The 14,328-nt window shown below is 69.3% G+C and carries 14 protein-coding genes; 7 read left to right on the top strand and 7 right to left on the bottom strand.

Features of this window, described 5'->3' with window-relative positions; translation table 11 throughout:
* Positions 1-110: 110 nt before the first annotated feature.
* A complete protein-coding gene (locus SSMG_RS36190) occupies positions 111-689 on the bottom strand; it encodes a GNAT family N-acetyltransferase (protein WP_009084414.1) in 579 nt (192 codons plus the stop codon).
* A 113-nt stretch (positions 690-802) separates the two neighbouring features.
* Here SSMG_RS36190 and SSMG_RS36185 point away from each other — a divergent pair, with 113 nt between their 5' ends.
* The 5 genes from SSMG_RS36185 (at position 803) to SSMG_RS36165 (ending at position 6,103) form a co-directional block, all read left to right on the top strand.
* The gene (locus SSMG_RS36185; protein WP_009084412.1) at positions 803-1,300 is read left to right on the top strand and encodes a phosphoribosyltransferase; all 498 of its coding nucleotides are present in this window, start codon (positions 803-805) and stop codon (positions 1,298-1,300) included.
* An 82-nt stretch (positions 1,301-1,382) separates the two neighbouring features.
* Positions 1,383-2,105, top strand: coding sequence for a hypothetical protein (locus SSMG_RS36180; protein WP_009084410.1), 723 nt, complete (start codon positions 1,383-1,385; stop codon positions 2,103-2,105).
* Positions 2,106-2,194: 89 nt separating this feature from the next.
* The gene (locus SSMG_RS36175; protein ID WP_009084408.1) at positions 2,195-2,944 is read left to right on the top strand and encodes a 3-hydroxybutyrate dehydrogenase; all 750 of its coding nucleotides are present in this window, start codon (positions 2,195-2,197) and stop codon (positions 2,942-2,944) included.
* Between the two features lie 34 nt (positions 2,945-2,978).
* Complete coding sequence (locus SSMG_RS36170) at positions 2,979-4,286, top strand: MFS transporter (protein ID WP_037716012.1); 1,308 nt, start codon at positions 2,979-2,981, stop codon at positions 4,284-4,286.
* Positions 4,283-6,103 carry a GAF domain-containing protein gene (locus SSMG_RS36165; RefSeq protein WP_037716010.1) on the top strand — a complete coding sequence of 607 codons (1,821 nt, stop codon included), beginning with the start codon at positions 4,283-4,285 and terminating at the stop codon, positions 6,101-6,103. Before SSMG_RS36170 ends, SSMG_RS36165 begins: the two co-directional genes overlap by 4 nt.
* On the opposite strand, the gene SSMG_RS36160 is transcribed toward SSMG_RS36165, so the two are convergent.
* The gene (locus SSMG_RS36160) at positions 6,088-6,657 is read right to left on the bottom strand and encodes a TetR/AcrR family transcriptional regulator (RefSeq protein ID WP_009084403.1); all 570 of its coding nucleotides are present in this window, start codon (positions 6,655-6,657) and stop codon (positions 6,088-6,090) included. The genes SSMG_RS36165 and SSMG_RS36160 overlap by 16 nt on opposite strands.
* A gap of 88 nt (positions 6,658-6,745) precedes the next feature.
* On the opposite strand from SSMG_RS36160, the gene SSMG_RS36155 reads away from it, so the two are divergent.
* On the top strand, positions 6,746-7,621 hold the full coding sequence (locus SSMG_RS36155) for an aldo/keto reductase (RefSeq protein ID WP_037716008.1): 876 nt from the start codon (positions 6,746-6,748) through the stop codon (positions 7,619-7,621).
* Positions 7,622-7,623: 2 nt separating this feature from the next.
* Here the strand turns inward: SSMG_RS36155 and SSMG_RS36150 are convergent, their stop codons facing one another.
* Positions 7,624-8,502, bottom strand: coding sequence for a sigma-70 family RNA polymerase sigma factor (locus tag SSMG_RS36150; protein ID WP_009084399.1), 879 nt, complete (start codon positions 8,500-8,502; stop codon positions 7,624-7,626).
* Between the two features lie 71 nt (positions 8,503-8,573).
* Between SSMG_RS36150 and SSMG_RS36145 the strand changes: the two genes are divergently transcribed.
* The gene (locus SSMG_RS36145) at positions 8,574-9,026 is read left to right on the top strand and encodes a carboxymuconolactone decarboxylase family protein (protein ID WP_009084398.1); all 453 of its coding nucleotides are present in this window, start codon (positions 8,574-8,576) and stop codon (positions 9,024-9,026) included.
* Between the two features lie 220 nt (positions 9,027-9,246).
* On the opposite strand, the gene SSMG_RS36140 is transcribed toward SSMG_RS36145, so the two are convergent.
* The 4 genes from SSMG_RS36140 to SSMG_RS36125 form a co-directional block, all read right to left on the bottom strand.
* Entirely contained in the window at positions 9,247-10,323 is a 1,077-nt protein-coding gene (locus SSMG_RS36140) for a HoxN/HupN/NixA family nickel/cobalt transporter (protein WP_050788359.1), read from the bottom strand.
* Between the two features lie 91 nt (positions 10,324-10,414).
* Positions 10,415-11,341 carry an N-acetylmuramic acid 6-phosphate etherase gene (locus SSMG_RS36135; RefSeq protein ID WP_009084394.1) on the bottom strand — a complete coding sequence of 309 codons (927 nt, stop codon included), beginning with the start codon at positions 11,339-11,341 and terminating at the stop codon, positions 10,415-10,417.
* A gap of 19 nt (positions 11,342-11,360) precedes the next feature.
* Positions 11,361-12,362, bottom strand: coding sequence for a MurR/RpiR family transcriptional regulator (locus SSMG_RS36130; protein ID WP_009084392.1), 1,002 nt, complete (start codon positions 12,360-12,362; stop codon positions 11,361-11,363).
* A 211-nt stretch (positions 12,363-12,573) separates the two neighbouring features.
* Positions 12,574-14,328: a serine hydrolase domain-containing protein gene (locus tag SSMG_RS36125; RefSeq protein WP_037716005.1), complete on the bottom strand. Its 1,755-nt coding sequence runs from the start codon at positions 14,326-14,328 to the stop codon at positions 12,574-12,576.

Below are 14,328 nucleotides of genomic sequence, written 5' to 3'. Positions count from 1 at the left end.
GCCTCCTGTAGTGCGAACCCGCGGCTCAGGGAACGCTAGCGACGTTAGTCCGCCTACGACAAGGTTGCAGCCACGTTGCGCGCACAGCTCCAAGCGCCGTGCGGCGAGGCTCAGCCGAGGCGGGCGAGCAGCCGGGCACGGGCGCCCGGCCACTCGGCGTCCGTCATCGAGTAGAGCACCGTGTCCCGGGTCGTGCCGTCCGGACGGATCCGGTGCGCGCGCAGCACGCCCTCGCGGAGCGCGCCGAGCCGTTCGATGGCGCGTTGCGAACGGAGGTTGCGGTTGTCGGTTTCCCACGCGACGCGCTGCGCGCCCCAGTCCTCGAAGGCGTTGCGCAGAAGGAGGAATTTGGCCTCGGTGTTGAGCGCGGTGCGCTGGAATTCCGCGCCGATCCAGGTGTGCCCGATCGAGAGGATCCGGTGCTTCGCTACTACCTGGTAATAAGAAGTGGTGCCGGCGACGCGGCCGGACGCGACGTCGATCTGCGCCCACGGGCGGCGGTCCGGGTCGGCGAGCGCGTCCTTCACCATCGTCTCGGCTTCGCCGAGGTCGGCGGGCTGCCGGACGCTCAGCCAGGCCCAGATGCCCGGGTCGGCGCCTGCCTCGAGCAGGCCGGGGGCGTGCTCGGGCGCGAGGGGTTCGAGCCGTACGTGGCGGCCGGACAGGACGGGATGCTCGTTCCAGGTCACGGGCTCACGCTACGACGGCAAGTGGATGTGCCGAAGTGCCATTTCCCGGTCATTTCAGCAGTCCACTTTACGGCCGCTTATGCTCGGCGGACCACCCGAGAAAGAGAGCGCGCATGGCCGAGGAACGAGAAAACCTCACGTGGGAGTTGTTCGGTTCGGCGAGCCGGGAGCTGGCACGGGAAGTCGCCGCGGACGGGTTCGTCCCCGACCTCATCCTCTCCATCGCGCGCGGCGGGCTGTTCGTCGCCGGCGCGCTCGGGTACGCGCTCGACGTGAAGAACCTGCACGTGATGAACGTCGAGTTCTACACCGGGGTCGACCAGCGGCTGGACCTTCCGGTCATGCTCCCGCCGGTGCCCAACGTGGTGGATCTCACACACAAGAAGGTGCTGGTCGCCGACGACGTCGCGGACACCGGCGCGACGCTCAAACTGGTCCGCGACTTCTGTGCCGACCACGTCGCGGACGTGCGCTGCGCGGTGGTTTACGAGAAGCCCGCCTCGACGGTGAAGTGCGAGTACGTGTGGAAGCGGACCGACCGGTGGATCAACTTCCCGTGGTCGGTGCTGCCTCCGGTGGTCGAGCGCGCGGGGCAGGTGCTCGACGCATGAGCGCTGCTTGCGAGCGAATCATCGATGTTCATGCCGTCGCCTTCTCGGCAACCAGCGTGCAACTCGTTATGGAGGCGACGGCATGAGCGATCCGCTGAAGCCGCTGCTGGAGCTGGACGGCGTTGCCGCGGCAGCGAAAGCCGCGCAGGACGCCATCTTCGCCGTGCACCGGCTGCCCGCGAATCTGCGGGGCGGGGCGGAAACCGCGGCGGAGGCTTCGGTGCGCGCGGCTCGGGCTTCGGCCGGGATCGACGGGGCCAACCCCGAGTTGCCGGAAGACGGTTCGGTGACCGACCCGCTGCTCGCCGGTGCGCTGCGGGTCGCGGAGAAGCTGGAGTCGCTGCTGCCGACGTGGCGGCGGGCTCCGTTGCAGGCCTTGGCCCGGCTGCATTTGCTGGCCGCGTCGGACGTTGTGTCGGATCCGGACCAGCTCGGCCGTCCGCGGCGCGGCGGCGAGCGGCTGGAGTTGCTGGCTCAGCTCGTCACCGGTGCCACCTCGGTGCCGGGCCCGGTGCTGACCGCGGTGGTGCACGGCGAGCTGCTGGCGTTGGCCCCGTTCGGTTCGGCGGACGGGGTGGTCGCGCGGGCGGCGGCACGGCTGTCGATGGTCGCCACTGGGCTGGACCCGAAGGCTTTGACGGTGCCGGAGGTCGCGTATTTCCGGCGCGTTCCGCGGTATGTCGAGCTGGCTCAGGGGTTCGCCGGCGGGACCCCGGACGGGGTCCGCGAGTGGCTGCTCTTCTGCTGCGAGGCCTTCGAAACCGGGGCGAACGAGGCGCGGAGCATCTCGTCGGCCGCTGGCTGAGACGTGTGGTCTGACCACATGACCGGACGGCGTTCTGGGGTGGGTTGAGCCATGGTCGCCCAGGTCGGAGCGACTTACTGTTTCCGGCCATGACCAGTCACAGTTCCCTCGCCGGACGCACCGCCTTGGTGACCGGCGGCGGCAGCGGCATCGGGCTGGCCTGCGTGCGGGCGTTCGGCGCGGCCGGGGCCAAGGTGCACGTCGTGGACGTCGCCGGGGCGGAGGAGGCGGCCGCTGAGGTCGGCGGGCAGGCGCACGTCGTGGACCTGACCGACCCGGCGGCGCTGGCGACCCTGCCGGTGGACGTCGATGTGCTCGTCAACAACGCGGGCGTGCAGCACGTCGCGCCGCTGCCGGAATTCCCGCCCGAGCGGTTCGCCTTCATCCAGTCGTTGATGGTGACCGCGCCGTTTTTGCTGATCCGCCAGTGCCTTCCCGCGATGTACGCGCGCGGCTGGGGCCGGATCGTGAACATGTCGAGCGTGCACGGCGTGCGGGCGAGTCCGTACAAAGCCGCTTACGTCACGGCGAAACACGCGCTCGAGGGACTGTCCAAAGTGGCCGCTCTCGAAGGCGCGGAGCACGGGGTGACGAGCAACTGCGTGAACCCCGGCTACGTCCGGACGCCGCTCGTCACCGGGCAGATCGAAGCGCAGGCCGCCGAACACGGGGTGCCGCGAGAAGAAGTGCTCGAACAGGTTCTGCTGCGCCGGGTCGCGATCAAGCGGCTGATCGAACCCTCGGACGTCGCCGATCTCGTGGTGTGGCTGTGCGGCGAGGCCGCCGGGCACGTCACCGGTGCGTCGCTTCCCGTTGACGGCGGCTGGACCGCCGGCTGAAATCCCCTTTCCCCACAACGGAGTGGAGTCCACTATGGACAAAAAGCTGCTGCGCGTCGTCGGAGCCGGGCTGATCGGAACCACCATCGAGTGGTACGACTTCTTCCTCTACACCTCGGCCGCCGCGCTGGTCTTCAACAAGCTGTTCTTCCCGACCGCCGACCCGCTCACCGGCACCCTGCTGGCGTTGCTCACCTACGCGGTCGGCTTCCTCGCGCGGCCGATCGGCGGACTCGTGTTCGGGCACTTCGGCGACCGGATCGGACGCAAGAAACTGCTGGTCGTGAGCCTGCTGATGATGGGCGGCTCGACGTTCGCGATGGGTTTGCTGCCCACGTACACCGCGGTCGGCGTGCTCGCGCCGATCCTGCTGACGCTGCTGCGGCTGATCCAGGGCTTCGCCCTCGGCGGTGAATGGGGCGGCGCGGTGCTGCTGGTGTCCGAGCACGGCGACGACCGGCGGCGCGGGTTCTGGGCGTCCTGGCCGCAGACCGGCGTTCCGGCCGGGAACCTGCTGGCCACGGCGGTGCTCGCGATCCTGGCGTCGGCGCAGTCGGACGCGACCTTCCAGGCATGGGGCTGGCGGATTCCGTTCCTGCTCTCCGGCGTGCTGGTCGTGCTCGGCCTGTGGATTCGGCTCGCGGTTTCGGAATCGCCGGTGTTCATCGCGGCGAAGGCCGCCGCGGACGAGCGTGAGCAGGCGCCGATCGTCGACGTCTTCCGCGGGCACTTCCGGGCGCTGGCGGTGACGTTCGGCGCGCGGATCGCGGAAAACGTGTCGTACTACGTGATCACCGCGTTCATTCTCGTGTACGTGACCACCGGGCTCGGCCTGCCGAAGGCGACCGGCCTGACCGCGGTGCTCGTCGCGTCGGCGGTGCACTTCGTGACGATTCCCTTGTGGGGCTTGCTTTCCGACAAGATCGGCCGGAAGCCGGTGTACCTGTTCGGCGTCGTCGGGATGGCCGCGTGGTCGTTCGGGTTCTTCTGGCTGCTCGACCTGCGCACGACCTGGTCGGTGATCGGCGCGGCAGTGGTCGGGCTGGTCGTGCACGGCGCGATGTACGGACCGCAGGCGGCGTTCTTCGCGGAGCAGTTCCCGACACGGGTGCGCTACACCGGGCTTTCGGTCGGCGGCCAGCTGTCGTCCATCGCGGCCGGTGCGGTCGCGCCGTTGATCGCGGTGGCGCTGTTCGAGGCCTACCGCTCCACGGTGCCAGTTTCGGTCTATGTGGTCGCGATGTGCCTGTTGTCGCTGGTCGCGCTGCTCGCGGCCCGGGAGACGCGCGGCGCGTCGTTGCACGAGACGACGGCCGAACGGCAGGCTTCAATGACAGCATGACGGGTGTGGACCCCACTGCCGAGGCGTATCGCCGGCTGCTCGAACTGCTCGCCGCCGGAGCGAGCAGCGAGCAGCTGGCGCACGTCGCTGCCCGGGGGTTGTCCGCGGAACAGGCCGCCGCGATCGGTTCGGCGACCGAGCTGGCGTTGCGGATCCGCGAGACGCTCAGCGAGCACCGGCGGCGGGAAGCCGAGCTGACCGCGTTGTTCGACACCGCGAGCGACCTCGCCCGGCTGCGGGATCCGGACGCGGTGCTGCGGTCGATCGTCCGGCGCGCGCGAACGCTGTTGAACGTAGACGTCTCGTATCTCAGCCTCAACGACGAAGCGAACGGCGAGACGTACATCCGGGTCACGGACGGGTCGGTTTCCGCGCTGTTCCAACAGATTGTGCTGGGAATGGGCGAGGGCCTCGGCGGGCTCGTGGCACAGACCGCGCGTCCGTACGCGACCGCGGACTATTTCGCGGACGAGCGGTTCCGGCACACGAACCCGATCGACGCGGGCGTCCGCGAGGAGGGCCTGAAGGCGATCCTCGGCGTGCCGTTGGCGATCGGCGGCAAGGTGCTCGGCGTGCTTTACGCGTCCGACCGTTCGTCGCGGGCGTTCTCGACGGCGGAGGTCGCGCTGCTTTCGTCGCTGGCCGCGCACGCCGCGATCGCGTTGGACACTGCGCATCTGCTGGAGGAAACACGTACGGCCGCCGCGGAACTGAATGCGGCCAACGCGACGATGCGGCGGGCCGACGACGCCCACGACCGGCTGATGGACCTCGTGCTCGGCGGTGCGGATTTGCCCGCGGTGGCGGCGGAAGTAGCCGGAGTTCTGCGCGGCTCGATCGCCGTGCACGACGAGGAAGGCGGGCTGCTGGCTGGTACCGCGGTGCCGTTCGACGCGTCTGCGGTCGCTTCTTCTCATGCCAATGGCCGTGCGGTGTCCACAAAGGACGTTTGGGTCTGCGCGGTGCGGGCGGGGCGCGAATTGCTCGGCAGCCTGACGCTCTCCGGACGGCCGGAGCTGGCCGGGGACGACCGACGGCTGTTCGAGCGGGCCGCGGTTGTCACGGCGTTGTTGTTGCTGCTGCGTCGTTCCGTCGCGCAAGCCGAGGATCAAGTGCGCGGGGAATTGCTGACCGACCTGCTCACCGCGCCGACCCGAAATCCGGGTTCGTTGGTGGCTCGCGCGCGACGGCTGGGCGTCGATTTGTCCTCGCCGCACACGGTTCTGGTCGCGCACGCTTCCGGCATTTCTCGCCGCGGGCTCGCTGCCGCCTGCGCGCGATACGGCGATTTGGTCGGGGTCCACGCGGAGCAAGTCGTCGCGCTCGCCCCGGATCAGCCTGCCGCGGCCCGGATCGCGGCCGAGCTGAAGTCCGTTGTGGACTGTCCGGTGACGGTCGGCGCGGCTGGTCCGGCGAGCGGTCCGGAAGCGTTGGCGCAGGCGTACACCGAAGCTGTTCGATGCGTGAACACTCTGCTCGCTCTGGGCCGCGAGGGCGACGGCGCGGCGATGGCCGACCTCGGCTTCCTCGGCGTGCTGCTCGGTCGGCATTCCGACCTGTCCGGCTACGTCCGGGCGACGCTCGGCCCGGTCCTCGACTACGACGCCCGCCGCGGCACCGACCTCGTCGGCACGCTGCGCGCGTACTACGCGGCTGGCGGGAATTTGGCGCGGGCAAAGGAAACCCTGCACGTCCACGTCAACACGGTGGCGCAGCGGATGGAGCGCCTCGCCGTGCTGCTGGGCGAGGATTGGCGCGAACCGGAACGCTCGTTGGAGATCCAGCTCGCGCTGCGGGTGCATCAGCTCGGCGGCTGACAGACCCCGGCGTGGATCAGGTCGAGCATCCGGTCCAGCTGCTCCGGCCCGTCCGGCAGGGTCGGCATGCTGCACGCACCGACCACTGTCACCACCACGTCCTGCGCGCGAACGTCCGCCCGAAGCGTGCCGTCTGCTGCGCCCGCGTCCAAGATCAGCTGAACGGCCTCGGTCAGTTCGGCGCGGACCTGCGTCATATCGACGGTGCCCGCTTCGATGATCGCGCGCAGCGTGTCGGCCATGTCGTGCTTCGTGCTCGCGTACTCGGCGAAGCGAGCCATCCACCGACGCAGCGCGCGAAGCGGCTTCTCGGTCTCGAGCAGCTTCGGCGCACTCGCGACCACCTGTGCCAGTTCGTCGCGGTACAACGCCTCGACCAGTGCTTCGCGGGTAGGGAAGTGGCGGTAGAGCGTGCCGATGCCGACACCCGCTTCGCGCGCGACGTGCTCCAGGGTGACGGGCTCGTCGCCTTCGCCGAACGCTTTGCGGGCAGCAGCGAGCAGGCGCAGACGGTTGCGTTCAGCGTCCGCGCGCGGTTTCTTGGCGCTCGACAAAGCGGAGGACCCTCCGGTTCTGCTACGGTGGTGATACGGAGGCGCCTCCGCATCAACCTTCACTATGCCACGGCAGGAGTCTTTCCTCATGACGGCAACCACAGCTCCAGGCGGCACCGCGAAGCTCGGCGGCCACGAGGTCGCGCGGATCGGCTACGGCGTGATGCAACTCGGCCGCCCCGGAACCGACCGCGCTGACCAGGTGAAACTGCTGCGCAGCGCCGCGGAAGCGGGCGTGAACCACCTGGACACCGCGCAGTTCTACAGCGATGGCCGGTGCAACGACCTGATCCGCGAAGCGTTCTCGCCTTATCCGGACGACCTGGTCGTGGTGACCAAGGTCGGCGCCGAGGAAGGACCGCAAGGGCTCCGGCTCGCGCAGCACCCGGCGCAGCTCCGGGCGCAGGTCGAGGCCAACCTCGCCTCCCTCGGCGTCGAACGGCTCGACGTGGTCAACCTGCGGCGCGCGGACGCCGGACCCGGCCTGATCGCGGAAGGTGACCAGCTCGTCGACATCGACGACCAGCTCGCCGAACTGATTTCCCTGCGCGACGCGGGAAAGATCGGCGCACTCGGGCTCAGCAACGTGTCCGCCGACCAGCTCCGGCACGCGCTCGAAATCGGGATCGTCTGCGTGCAGAACTCCTACAACGTGCTCGCGCGCGCCACCGAACCGGTGCTGGAGCTGTGCCGGGAACGCGGGATCGCGTGGGTGCCGTACTTCCCGCTGGGCTCCGCGTTCGAGCTGGGCCAGGACGTGACCGGCAACGCGGTCGTCACCGGCGTCGCGGCCGAACTCGGCTGCACCCCGGCGCAGGTCGCGCTGGCCTGGCTGCTGCAACGCTACGCGGGCACGTTGCTGATCGCGGGCACGGCGACCCCGGCGCATCTCGCCGAAAACCTCGCCGCCGGCCAGGTGCGGCTGCCCGCCGAAGCGGCAGCCGCCCTGGACCGGCTCGGCTGAGGTCAGAAGTTCAGCGCCGCGATCCGCTCGACGTCGGCGAGGATGTTGATCTCCGTGATCAACCCGTCGGCCACGGTGAACGACAGCACCGAAACGGCCTTCCCGTCGCGCCGGGCGATGATGCCCGGGCCGCCGTTGACGGTCGCGTACTGCGAAACCAGGCCGGCCGGGCGGAACTGCGACGCGCTGCCCGCGACCTCGGCCGCGCCGCGCACGACCTTCGAACCGAGTCCGCCGGTGTCGACGCGCAGCAGCGCGTCCGGGTGCAGGAGCGCGACCAGCCCCTCGAAGTTGCCGCCGCGGGCGGCGGTGAGCCAGGCGTCCGCGATCTTGCGCTGCTGGGTTCGATCCGCCGGACCGGCCGGGGTCACGCCCTGCACGCGCCGGCGCGCCCGGCTCGCCAGCTGCCGGACCGCGGCGGTGTTCTTGTCGAGCATGGTCGCGATCTCGTCGAAAGGCACGGCGAACATGTCGTGCAGGACGAAGGCGAGCCGTTCCGCCGGGTCGAGCGCCTCCAGCACCACCAGCAGCGCGAGCCCCACCGAGTCCGCGAGGACCTCTTGCTCCGCCGGGTCGACGCCGTCCCCGGTCTCCACGATCGGGTCCGGCACCCGGATGTCCAGCGGATCCTCGCGCCGGGTCGCGCGCGAACGCAGCATGTTGAGGCATTGCCGCGACACGATCGTCGTCAGCCAGCTGCCGGTGTTGCGGATGTCCTCGCCCGAGGACCGCGTCACCCGCAGCCAGGTCTCCTGAACGGCGTCGTCGGCCTCGGCGAACGAACCGAGCATCCGGTACGCCACCGCCCGCAACCTGGGCCGATGCTCCTCGAACTGAGCCGCCCAAAAATTCTCGTCCTGTTTTTCGTCCCGCACTGTCACATCTTCTCCCTCGGCCGGGTCCTACTGACGAGACCCGCCGAACGAGGCGGACGTGACAGGAGGAGATCACCATGCAGGCTCGGATGACCCACCCGATCAAGGTGCAGCCGGACGCGATGAAGGCGCTGATGGCGCTGAGCAAGGCCACGAACGACAGCACCGTGCCCGCGACCACGCACCACCTGATCCACCTGCGGGTCAGCCAGATCAACGGCTGCAGCGTGTGCGTCGACATGCACGCGCGGGAGATGAAGGAGGCGGGCGAGAAGGACGAGCGGATCTGGGCCGTCGGCGCGTGGCGCGAATCGCCGTACTTCACCGACGCCGAGCGCGCCGCGCTGGACCTGGCCGAACACGTGACCCGCCTGGCCGACCGCACGGACCCGGTCCCGGACGAGGTCTGGGACGCCGCCGCGGACGTCTACGACGAGAAGGAGCTTTCGTCGCTCCTGCTGTCGATCGCGGGCATCAACGTGTGGAACCGGCTCAACGCCGCGATCCGCCAGCCGGTCGGTTCGTTCTGACGCTGGGGTACTGGGGGTACTGCCGGGGTGGCGGCGAGGGGATCCGCCGCCGCTTCCGGCAGCCTCACATCCTCGCGGGCAACTGGTCCCGGCGGACGGAGCGTGGGTTTTTGTAGAGGGTCGCGACGAGCACCGCGAACATGAGCGCGCCCAGTGATTCCGGCAACGCGATCCGCACCACCTCTGCGAGGGCGACTTCGACGGGATGCTCCCTCCAGCGTCAATCGGCGGTTCCCAGCCGCGCGGCCCACTTCTCCTCTATTCTCCCGAATTTCCAGATCGCGAACGCGGCCAACCAGGTGACGACGAACAGTCCGACGATCGCGAAGCCCACGTAGTCCAGGTCCACCGAGGCGATCGCGGCGAGCGGGCCGGACGTGATGCCCAGCTTCTCGGCGAGCAGCGTGACCAGCTCGATGGTCCCGATCCCGAGCGCGACCGCCACGGAAAGCGCGGTGACCGTGAGGTTGTAATAAATCTTCCGGATCGGCCGCGAAAACGCCCAGCCGTATGCGTAGTTCATCAGCACCCCGTCCGCGGCGTCGAACAGGCTCATCCCGGCCGCGAACAGGGTTGGCAGCACGAGAATCGCGTACCAGGGCAAGGAAAACGCGGCGGCACCCGCGGCGAGCACGAGCAGTCCGATTTCCGTCGCGGTGTCGAAGCCGAGTCCGAAAAGGACACCCACCGGGTAGATGTGCCACGGCTTCCGCACCGCTTTGGTGGCTCCGCGCAACAGCCGGTTCATCAGGCCGCGGTTGTCGAGATGGCGTTCCAGCTCGGCCTCGTCCAGTTCGCCGCGGCGCATCCGGGCGAACACGCGCGCGATCCCGACGAGCACGACCAGATTCATGATCGCGATCAGGTACAGGAAAATTCCGGAGACCGACGTGCCGATCAGGCCGGTCGTCTCGTGCAGTGCGGAACCGTCGTCCTCCAGTTGCCCGGCGATCGCGCGGACGCCCATCGACAGCAGCAGGCACAGCGCGAAGACGATCGTCGAATGCCCGAGCGAGAACCAGAACCCGACTGACAGCGGACGCTGCCCGTCGGCCATCAGCTTGCGCGTGGTGTTGTCGATGGCGGCGATGTGGTCGGCGTCGAACGCGTGCCGCATGCCGAGCGTGAACGCGGTGACGCCGAGGCCGATGCCGAACGTGCCGCCCGCGCCGAGCGCGTAGTGCCGCGGCGCGACGACCAGCACCAGCAAACCCCAGCCGACGAGGTTCAGCAGCAGGATCACGGCCGCCATGCCGCCGATCGACCATCGGTCGCCGCGAGTCAGCCGCTGCGTCATCGCCGTCCTCTCGCTCACCGAAAAGCCGTGAAGGGCTCCTTCAGGGAATCAGATTCCCTCAAGGAGCCCTTCACGGACAATCCAGTAAGCCTCAGCCAGCGCGCAGGTGCAGCGAGTCGAGCGCCTTGCGCACGTGCCCGCCTGCCGCGGACAGCGCCTCGGCGGAACGCGTGACGTCGCTGCCGGACAACAGGTGTACGAGCGCGACCTTGAGGTCGCCGCCCGCTTCGGTGAGCGCGTCCGAGCAGTCGGCCATCGTCATGCCGGTGGCTTCCTGCAGGATCCGGATGGTGCGGCCGCGCAGCTTCGCGTTCGTCGCGCGCATGCTCACCATCAGGTTCGAATACGTCTTGCCCAGCTTGATCATCGTCGCGCTGGAGAACGCGGTGAGGATCAGCTTCTGGGCCGTGCCCGCCTTCATCCGGGTCGAACCCGCGATGGCCTCGGGACCGGTGGCGACGGCGATCAGGACGTCGACGCCTGCCGGTTGCGCGGCGCGCGGGTTCGCCGAAACGAGCCCGGTGTGCGCGCCGATCCGGTTGGCCTCGGCGAGCGCGCCGAGCACGTACGGAGTGCGCCCGGAGGCGGCGAGACCGAGCACGAAGTCGCCCGGCTGCACCGACCGGGCGATCTCCGCCGCGCCGGCGTCCGCGTCATCCTCAGCGTTCTCGACGGCCTGCCGCAACGCCTTCTCGCCGCCCGCGTGGTGGGCGATGAACCAGTCGCCGGGCACGTTGAACGTCGGCACGAGCTCGGCCGCGTCCAGCGTCGCGAGGCGGCCCGAGGTGCCCGCGCCGACGTAATGCACGCGCCCCCCGCCGCGCAGCGCCTCGACCGCGTAGTCGACCGCGCGGGCCAGCTGCGGCAGCACCGCGGCCACCGCGTCCGGCACCCGGCGGTCCTCGGCGTTGATCGCGCCGAGGATCCCCATGGTGGACATCAGGTCGATGTCCACCGTGCGCGGGTTTCGTTGTTCGGTGGGCGAATCGACGTGCACCGTCTGGCAGGGGACGGACATCAGATCCTCGCTTCTTGGTTCACTTGCCGGTTTCCCGCGGACGACGACGACCGTCGGGTCTGACCCCGAGCCGGTGCGAGCCGACCGCGTCCCGCGTGGCGTCCAGCGCGCTGACCGACGCCTCCATGTGGCGCTGCGCGACCCCGATGAAGAGGCAGTCGATCACGGTCAGCTGGGCGATCCGGCTCGCGGTCGCGCCGGACCGGAAGGTCGTTTCGCGGGCCGCGGTGGTGAGGACGTGGTCGGCGACCTCGGTGATCGGCGAACGCGGGAAGTTCGTGACCGCGACGGTCACCGCCCCGTGCTCGCGCGCGACCCGCAGCGCCTCGACGGTGTCCGTGGTCGCGCCGGTGTGCGAGACGCCGATCGCGACGTCGCCCGGCTTCAGCACGGCGGCCGAGGTCAGCATGATGTGCGTGTCCGACCAGGAGAAGCTGACGCGGCCGATCCGGTGCAGCTTCTGCTGCAGGTCAGCGGCGACGAAAGCGCTTGCGCCCACGCCGTACACGTCGACCCGGCCGGCTTCGGCGACGAGGTCGATCACGCTCTGCAGCTGGGCGACGTCGAGCTGGTCCGCGGTCTCTTCGACGGCGCGCGCGTCGGCGAAACTGACCTTGCCGATGACGGACGCCAGGTCGTCGCCGGGGCCGATCTCGCCGCCGAGGTTGCGCGAGGTGCGCGCCTCGGTGCGGGCGGTGTCCGCGGCGAGCGCGATGCGCAGCTGCGGGTAGCCGCCGACGCCGACCGCCTTGCAGAAACGCGTGACGGTGGTCTCGGAGGTGTTCGCGGCGAGCGCGACCTCGGTGATGCTGCGGCGCGCGACCGCGGCCGGGTCTTCCAGGACAACCTTCGCTACCCGCTGCTCGGCCCGGGCGAGTCCGGGCAGCAGCGAGCGAATGCGGACCAGGGGGCTCGCATCCGCGTCGCGCGCCGTCGCCTGACCTGCGAGGTGCTCGGAGGGTGCGCTGCTGATTACGGATCCCGCATCATCCGCCGTCGGAAAGTTACTAACCGTTGGCATTTGCGACAAGGCTACCCACATCCTTCGGCAGAACCACAACCCGTCCGTGTCTGCGGACTTCGGTTTGCGATTAATCGTTGTCAAGAAAGTCGCCAACCGAGTCCACGGCGTTAACGACCTCAAGCTAACGACTTGGCAACTAAGTGTGTCTAGCGAAGGAGTCTTGTTCCACTGAGTGGGGCCACGAAGGTGGCAATGCGCGGCGGGGTGCTTACCGAGCGCTCAATTTCCACCCCGAAGAGGCCAGCTCTCCCGGGTTTCGCTCACCATCGAGAACGACGTGGCCGCGTTGGGTGACTTTCACACTATCGAGGGAAACTCCCCGTCCCGTGTAGTTCGGATCGGTGCTGTAACGCCACCGGAGCGACGTCGCCGCGGCCGCGGGCACCTCCGCGGACACCCACCACCAGGAACGGTGCCCGTGTCCGCCCAGCGCGAGCGTCTTGTCGCCGGGTGCACCCGGGCCACGGGCCTGAAGCGGAACAGGTTGCCAATTAACCCCGTCGGTGCTCGATTCGAGCTGCAACGGGTCGCTCGGGCCTTCTGTATCGACGAAAGCGGCGAAAGACACGCGCAGTGGCGCACCGGCTGGAAGCGGTTGTGTGCTGAGAGTAGCCACACTGTTGTTTCCGAGGCCCGCGTACCAGGCGTCGGGACCTTCGACCGGCCGGACCGCCATCGCCTTCGCGAGCGAAGTCGCCCAGACCTGGCGCGCGGGGTTGATGGAACCCCAGGTGCGCGTGGGGTGCACGCGGTTGGTGAGCAGCAACGCGAACGACCGCGATTCGGGATCGATGACCAGCGTGGTGCCGGTGAAGCCGGTGTGGCCCGCGCTGATCGGCGACGCGAGCGCGCCCATGTACCAGGGCTGGTCCAGCTCGAAGCCGAGCCCGTGCTCGTCGCCGGGGAAACGCTGGTTGTAGTTCGTCAGCATCTTCGTGACGGTGTCCGGGCGAAGGATCCGATGCCCGCGGTAGCTGCCGCCGTTGAGGATCGTCTGGGCGAGCACCGCCATGTCGCCGGCCGTGGAGAACACCCCGGCGTGCCCGGCGACGCCGCCGAGCGACCAGGCGTTCTCGTCATGCACCTGTCCGCGCACGAGCCCGCGCGGCGGGGTCGTCTCGTACTCGGTCGCGGCGACCCGGTTCAGCTTCGACGCGGGCGGGTTGTAGCCGGTGTCGACCATGCCGAGCGGCGCGGTGATGCGGTCGTGCACCACCTGGTCCAGCGGCTTGCCGGACAGCTTCTCGATCAGGAAGCCGAGGGTGAGCATGTTGAGGTCGGAGTACAGATACGTGCTGCCCGGCGCGTTCTTGAGCGGGCTGTCGAGCACTGCTTTGCGCCGCGACGGGATGTCCGGGTAGCCCTGCCAGAGCGACGGTGACGGGTCGGCGTCGAAGCCGGACGTGTGCGTGAGCAGCTGCAGCACAGTGACGTCCTGCTTGCCGTTGACGCCGAACTCCGGCAGGTAGCGCACGACCGGCGCGTTGACGTCCAGCTTGCCCTGCTCGGTCAGCTGCAGCGCGGCGATCGAGGTGAAGAGCTTCGAGATCGACGCCATGTCGAAGATGGTGTCGTTGCGCATCGGGACCTGCTGGTCCGGCGGCAGTTCGGTGCCCTTGGCGTCGGCGTACCGCAGCGCGCCGCCGACGGCGTACCGGTCCACGACCACGCCGTCGTGCGCGAGCAGGCCGACCGCGCCGGAGAAGTGCGGATGCCCGCTGGCGTCCGGCTGGGTCCAGCTCTTCAGGAACTGTTCGGCGTCGCGGATCGGCTGCGGATCGAGGTTGACCTCGCGCGGGCTGCTGTCGCGCAGCGTCGTGCTCGCCGGTGCGAACCCGTGCTGCGGACGGTCGAAACGCCCGGCGAAGCCGCCGTGTCGGTTGTCGATCGTGGCTGCTCCCGCGGTCGTCGTGGCCGCGACCAGGACGGCCAACGTCGCGACGAGCACTTTCCTAGCACGCAT

Origin of the sequence: Streptomyces sp. AA4, assembly GCF_000158875.1 — a bacterium.
Taxonomy (GTDB): domain Bacteria; phylum Actinomycetota; class Actinomycetes; order Mycobacteriales; family Pseudonocardiaceae; genus Amycolatopsis.
The sequence above is the reverse complement of the archived record's forward strand: the minus strand, read 5'-3'. Positions and strand labels throughout refer to the sequence as shown.

What these genes read in the sequence shown, in the direction of transcription:
- SSMG_RS36145 (WP_009084398.1), top strand. Translation starts at nt 8,574, where the DNA reads ATGCAGGCTCGGATGACCCACCCGATCAAGGTGCAGCCGGACGCGATG.
- SSMG_RS36130 (WP_009084392.1), bottom strand. Translation starts at nt 12,362, where the DNA reads ATGCCAACGGTTAGTAACTTTCCGACGGCGGATGATGCGGGATCCGTA.
- SSMG_RS36155 (WP_037716008.1), top strand. Translation starts at nt 6,746, where the DNA reads ATGACGGCAACCACAGCTCCAGGCGGCACCGCGAAGCTCGGCGGCCAC.
- SSMG_RS36185 (WP_009084412.1), top strand. Translation starts at nt 803, where the DNA reads ATGGCCGAGGAACGAGAAAACCTCACGTGGGAGTTGTTCGGTTCGGCG.
- SSMG_RS36165 (WP_037716010.1), top strand. Translation starts at nt 4,283, where the DNA reads ATGACGGGTGTGGACCCCACTGCCGAGGCGTATCGCCGGCTGCTCGAA.
- SSMG_RS36170 (WP_037716012.1), top strand. Translation starts at nt 2,979, where the DNA reads ATGGACAAAAAGCTGCTGCGCGTCGTCGGAGCCGGGCTGATCGGAACC.
- SSMG_RS36125 (WP_037716005.1), bottom strand. Translation starts at nt 14,328, where the DNA reads ATGCGTGCTAGGAAAGTGCTCGTCGCGACGTTGGCCGTCCTGGTCGCG.
- SSMG_RS36135 (WP_009084394.1), bottom strand. Translation starts at nt 11,341, where the DNA reads ATGTCCGTCCCCTGCCAGACGGTGCACGTCGATTCGCCCACCGAACAA.
- SSMG_RS36140 (WP_050788359.1), bottom strand. Translation starts at nt 10,323, where the DNA reads ATGACGCAGCGGCTGACTCGCGGCGACCGATGGTCGATCGGCGGCATG.
- SSMG_RS36180 (WP_009084410.1), top strand. Translation starts at nt 1,383, where the DNA reads ATGAGCGATCCGCTGAAGCCGCTGCTGGAGCTGGACGGCGTTGCCGCG.
- SSMG_RS36175 (WP_009084408.1), top strand. Translation starts at nt 2,195, where the DNA reads ATGACCAGTCACAGTTCCCTCGCCGGACGCACCGCCTTGGTGACCGGC.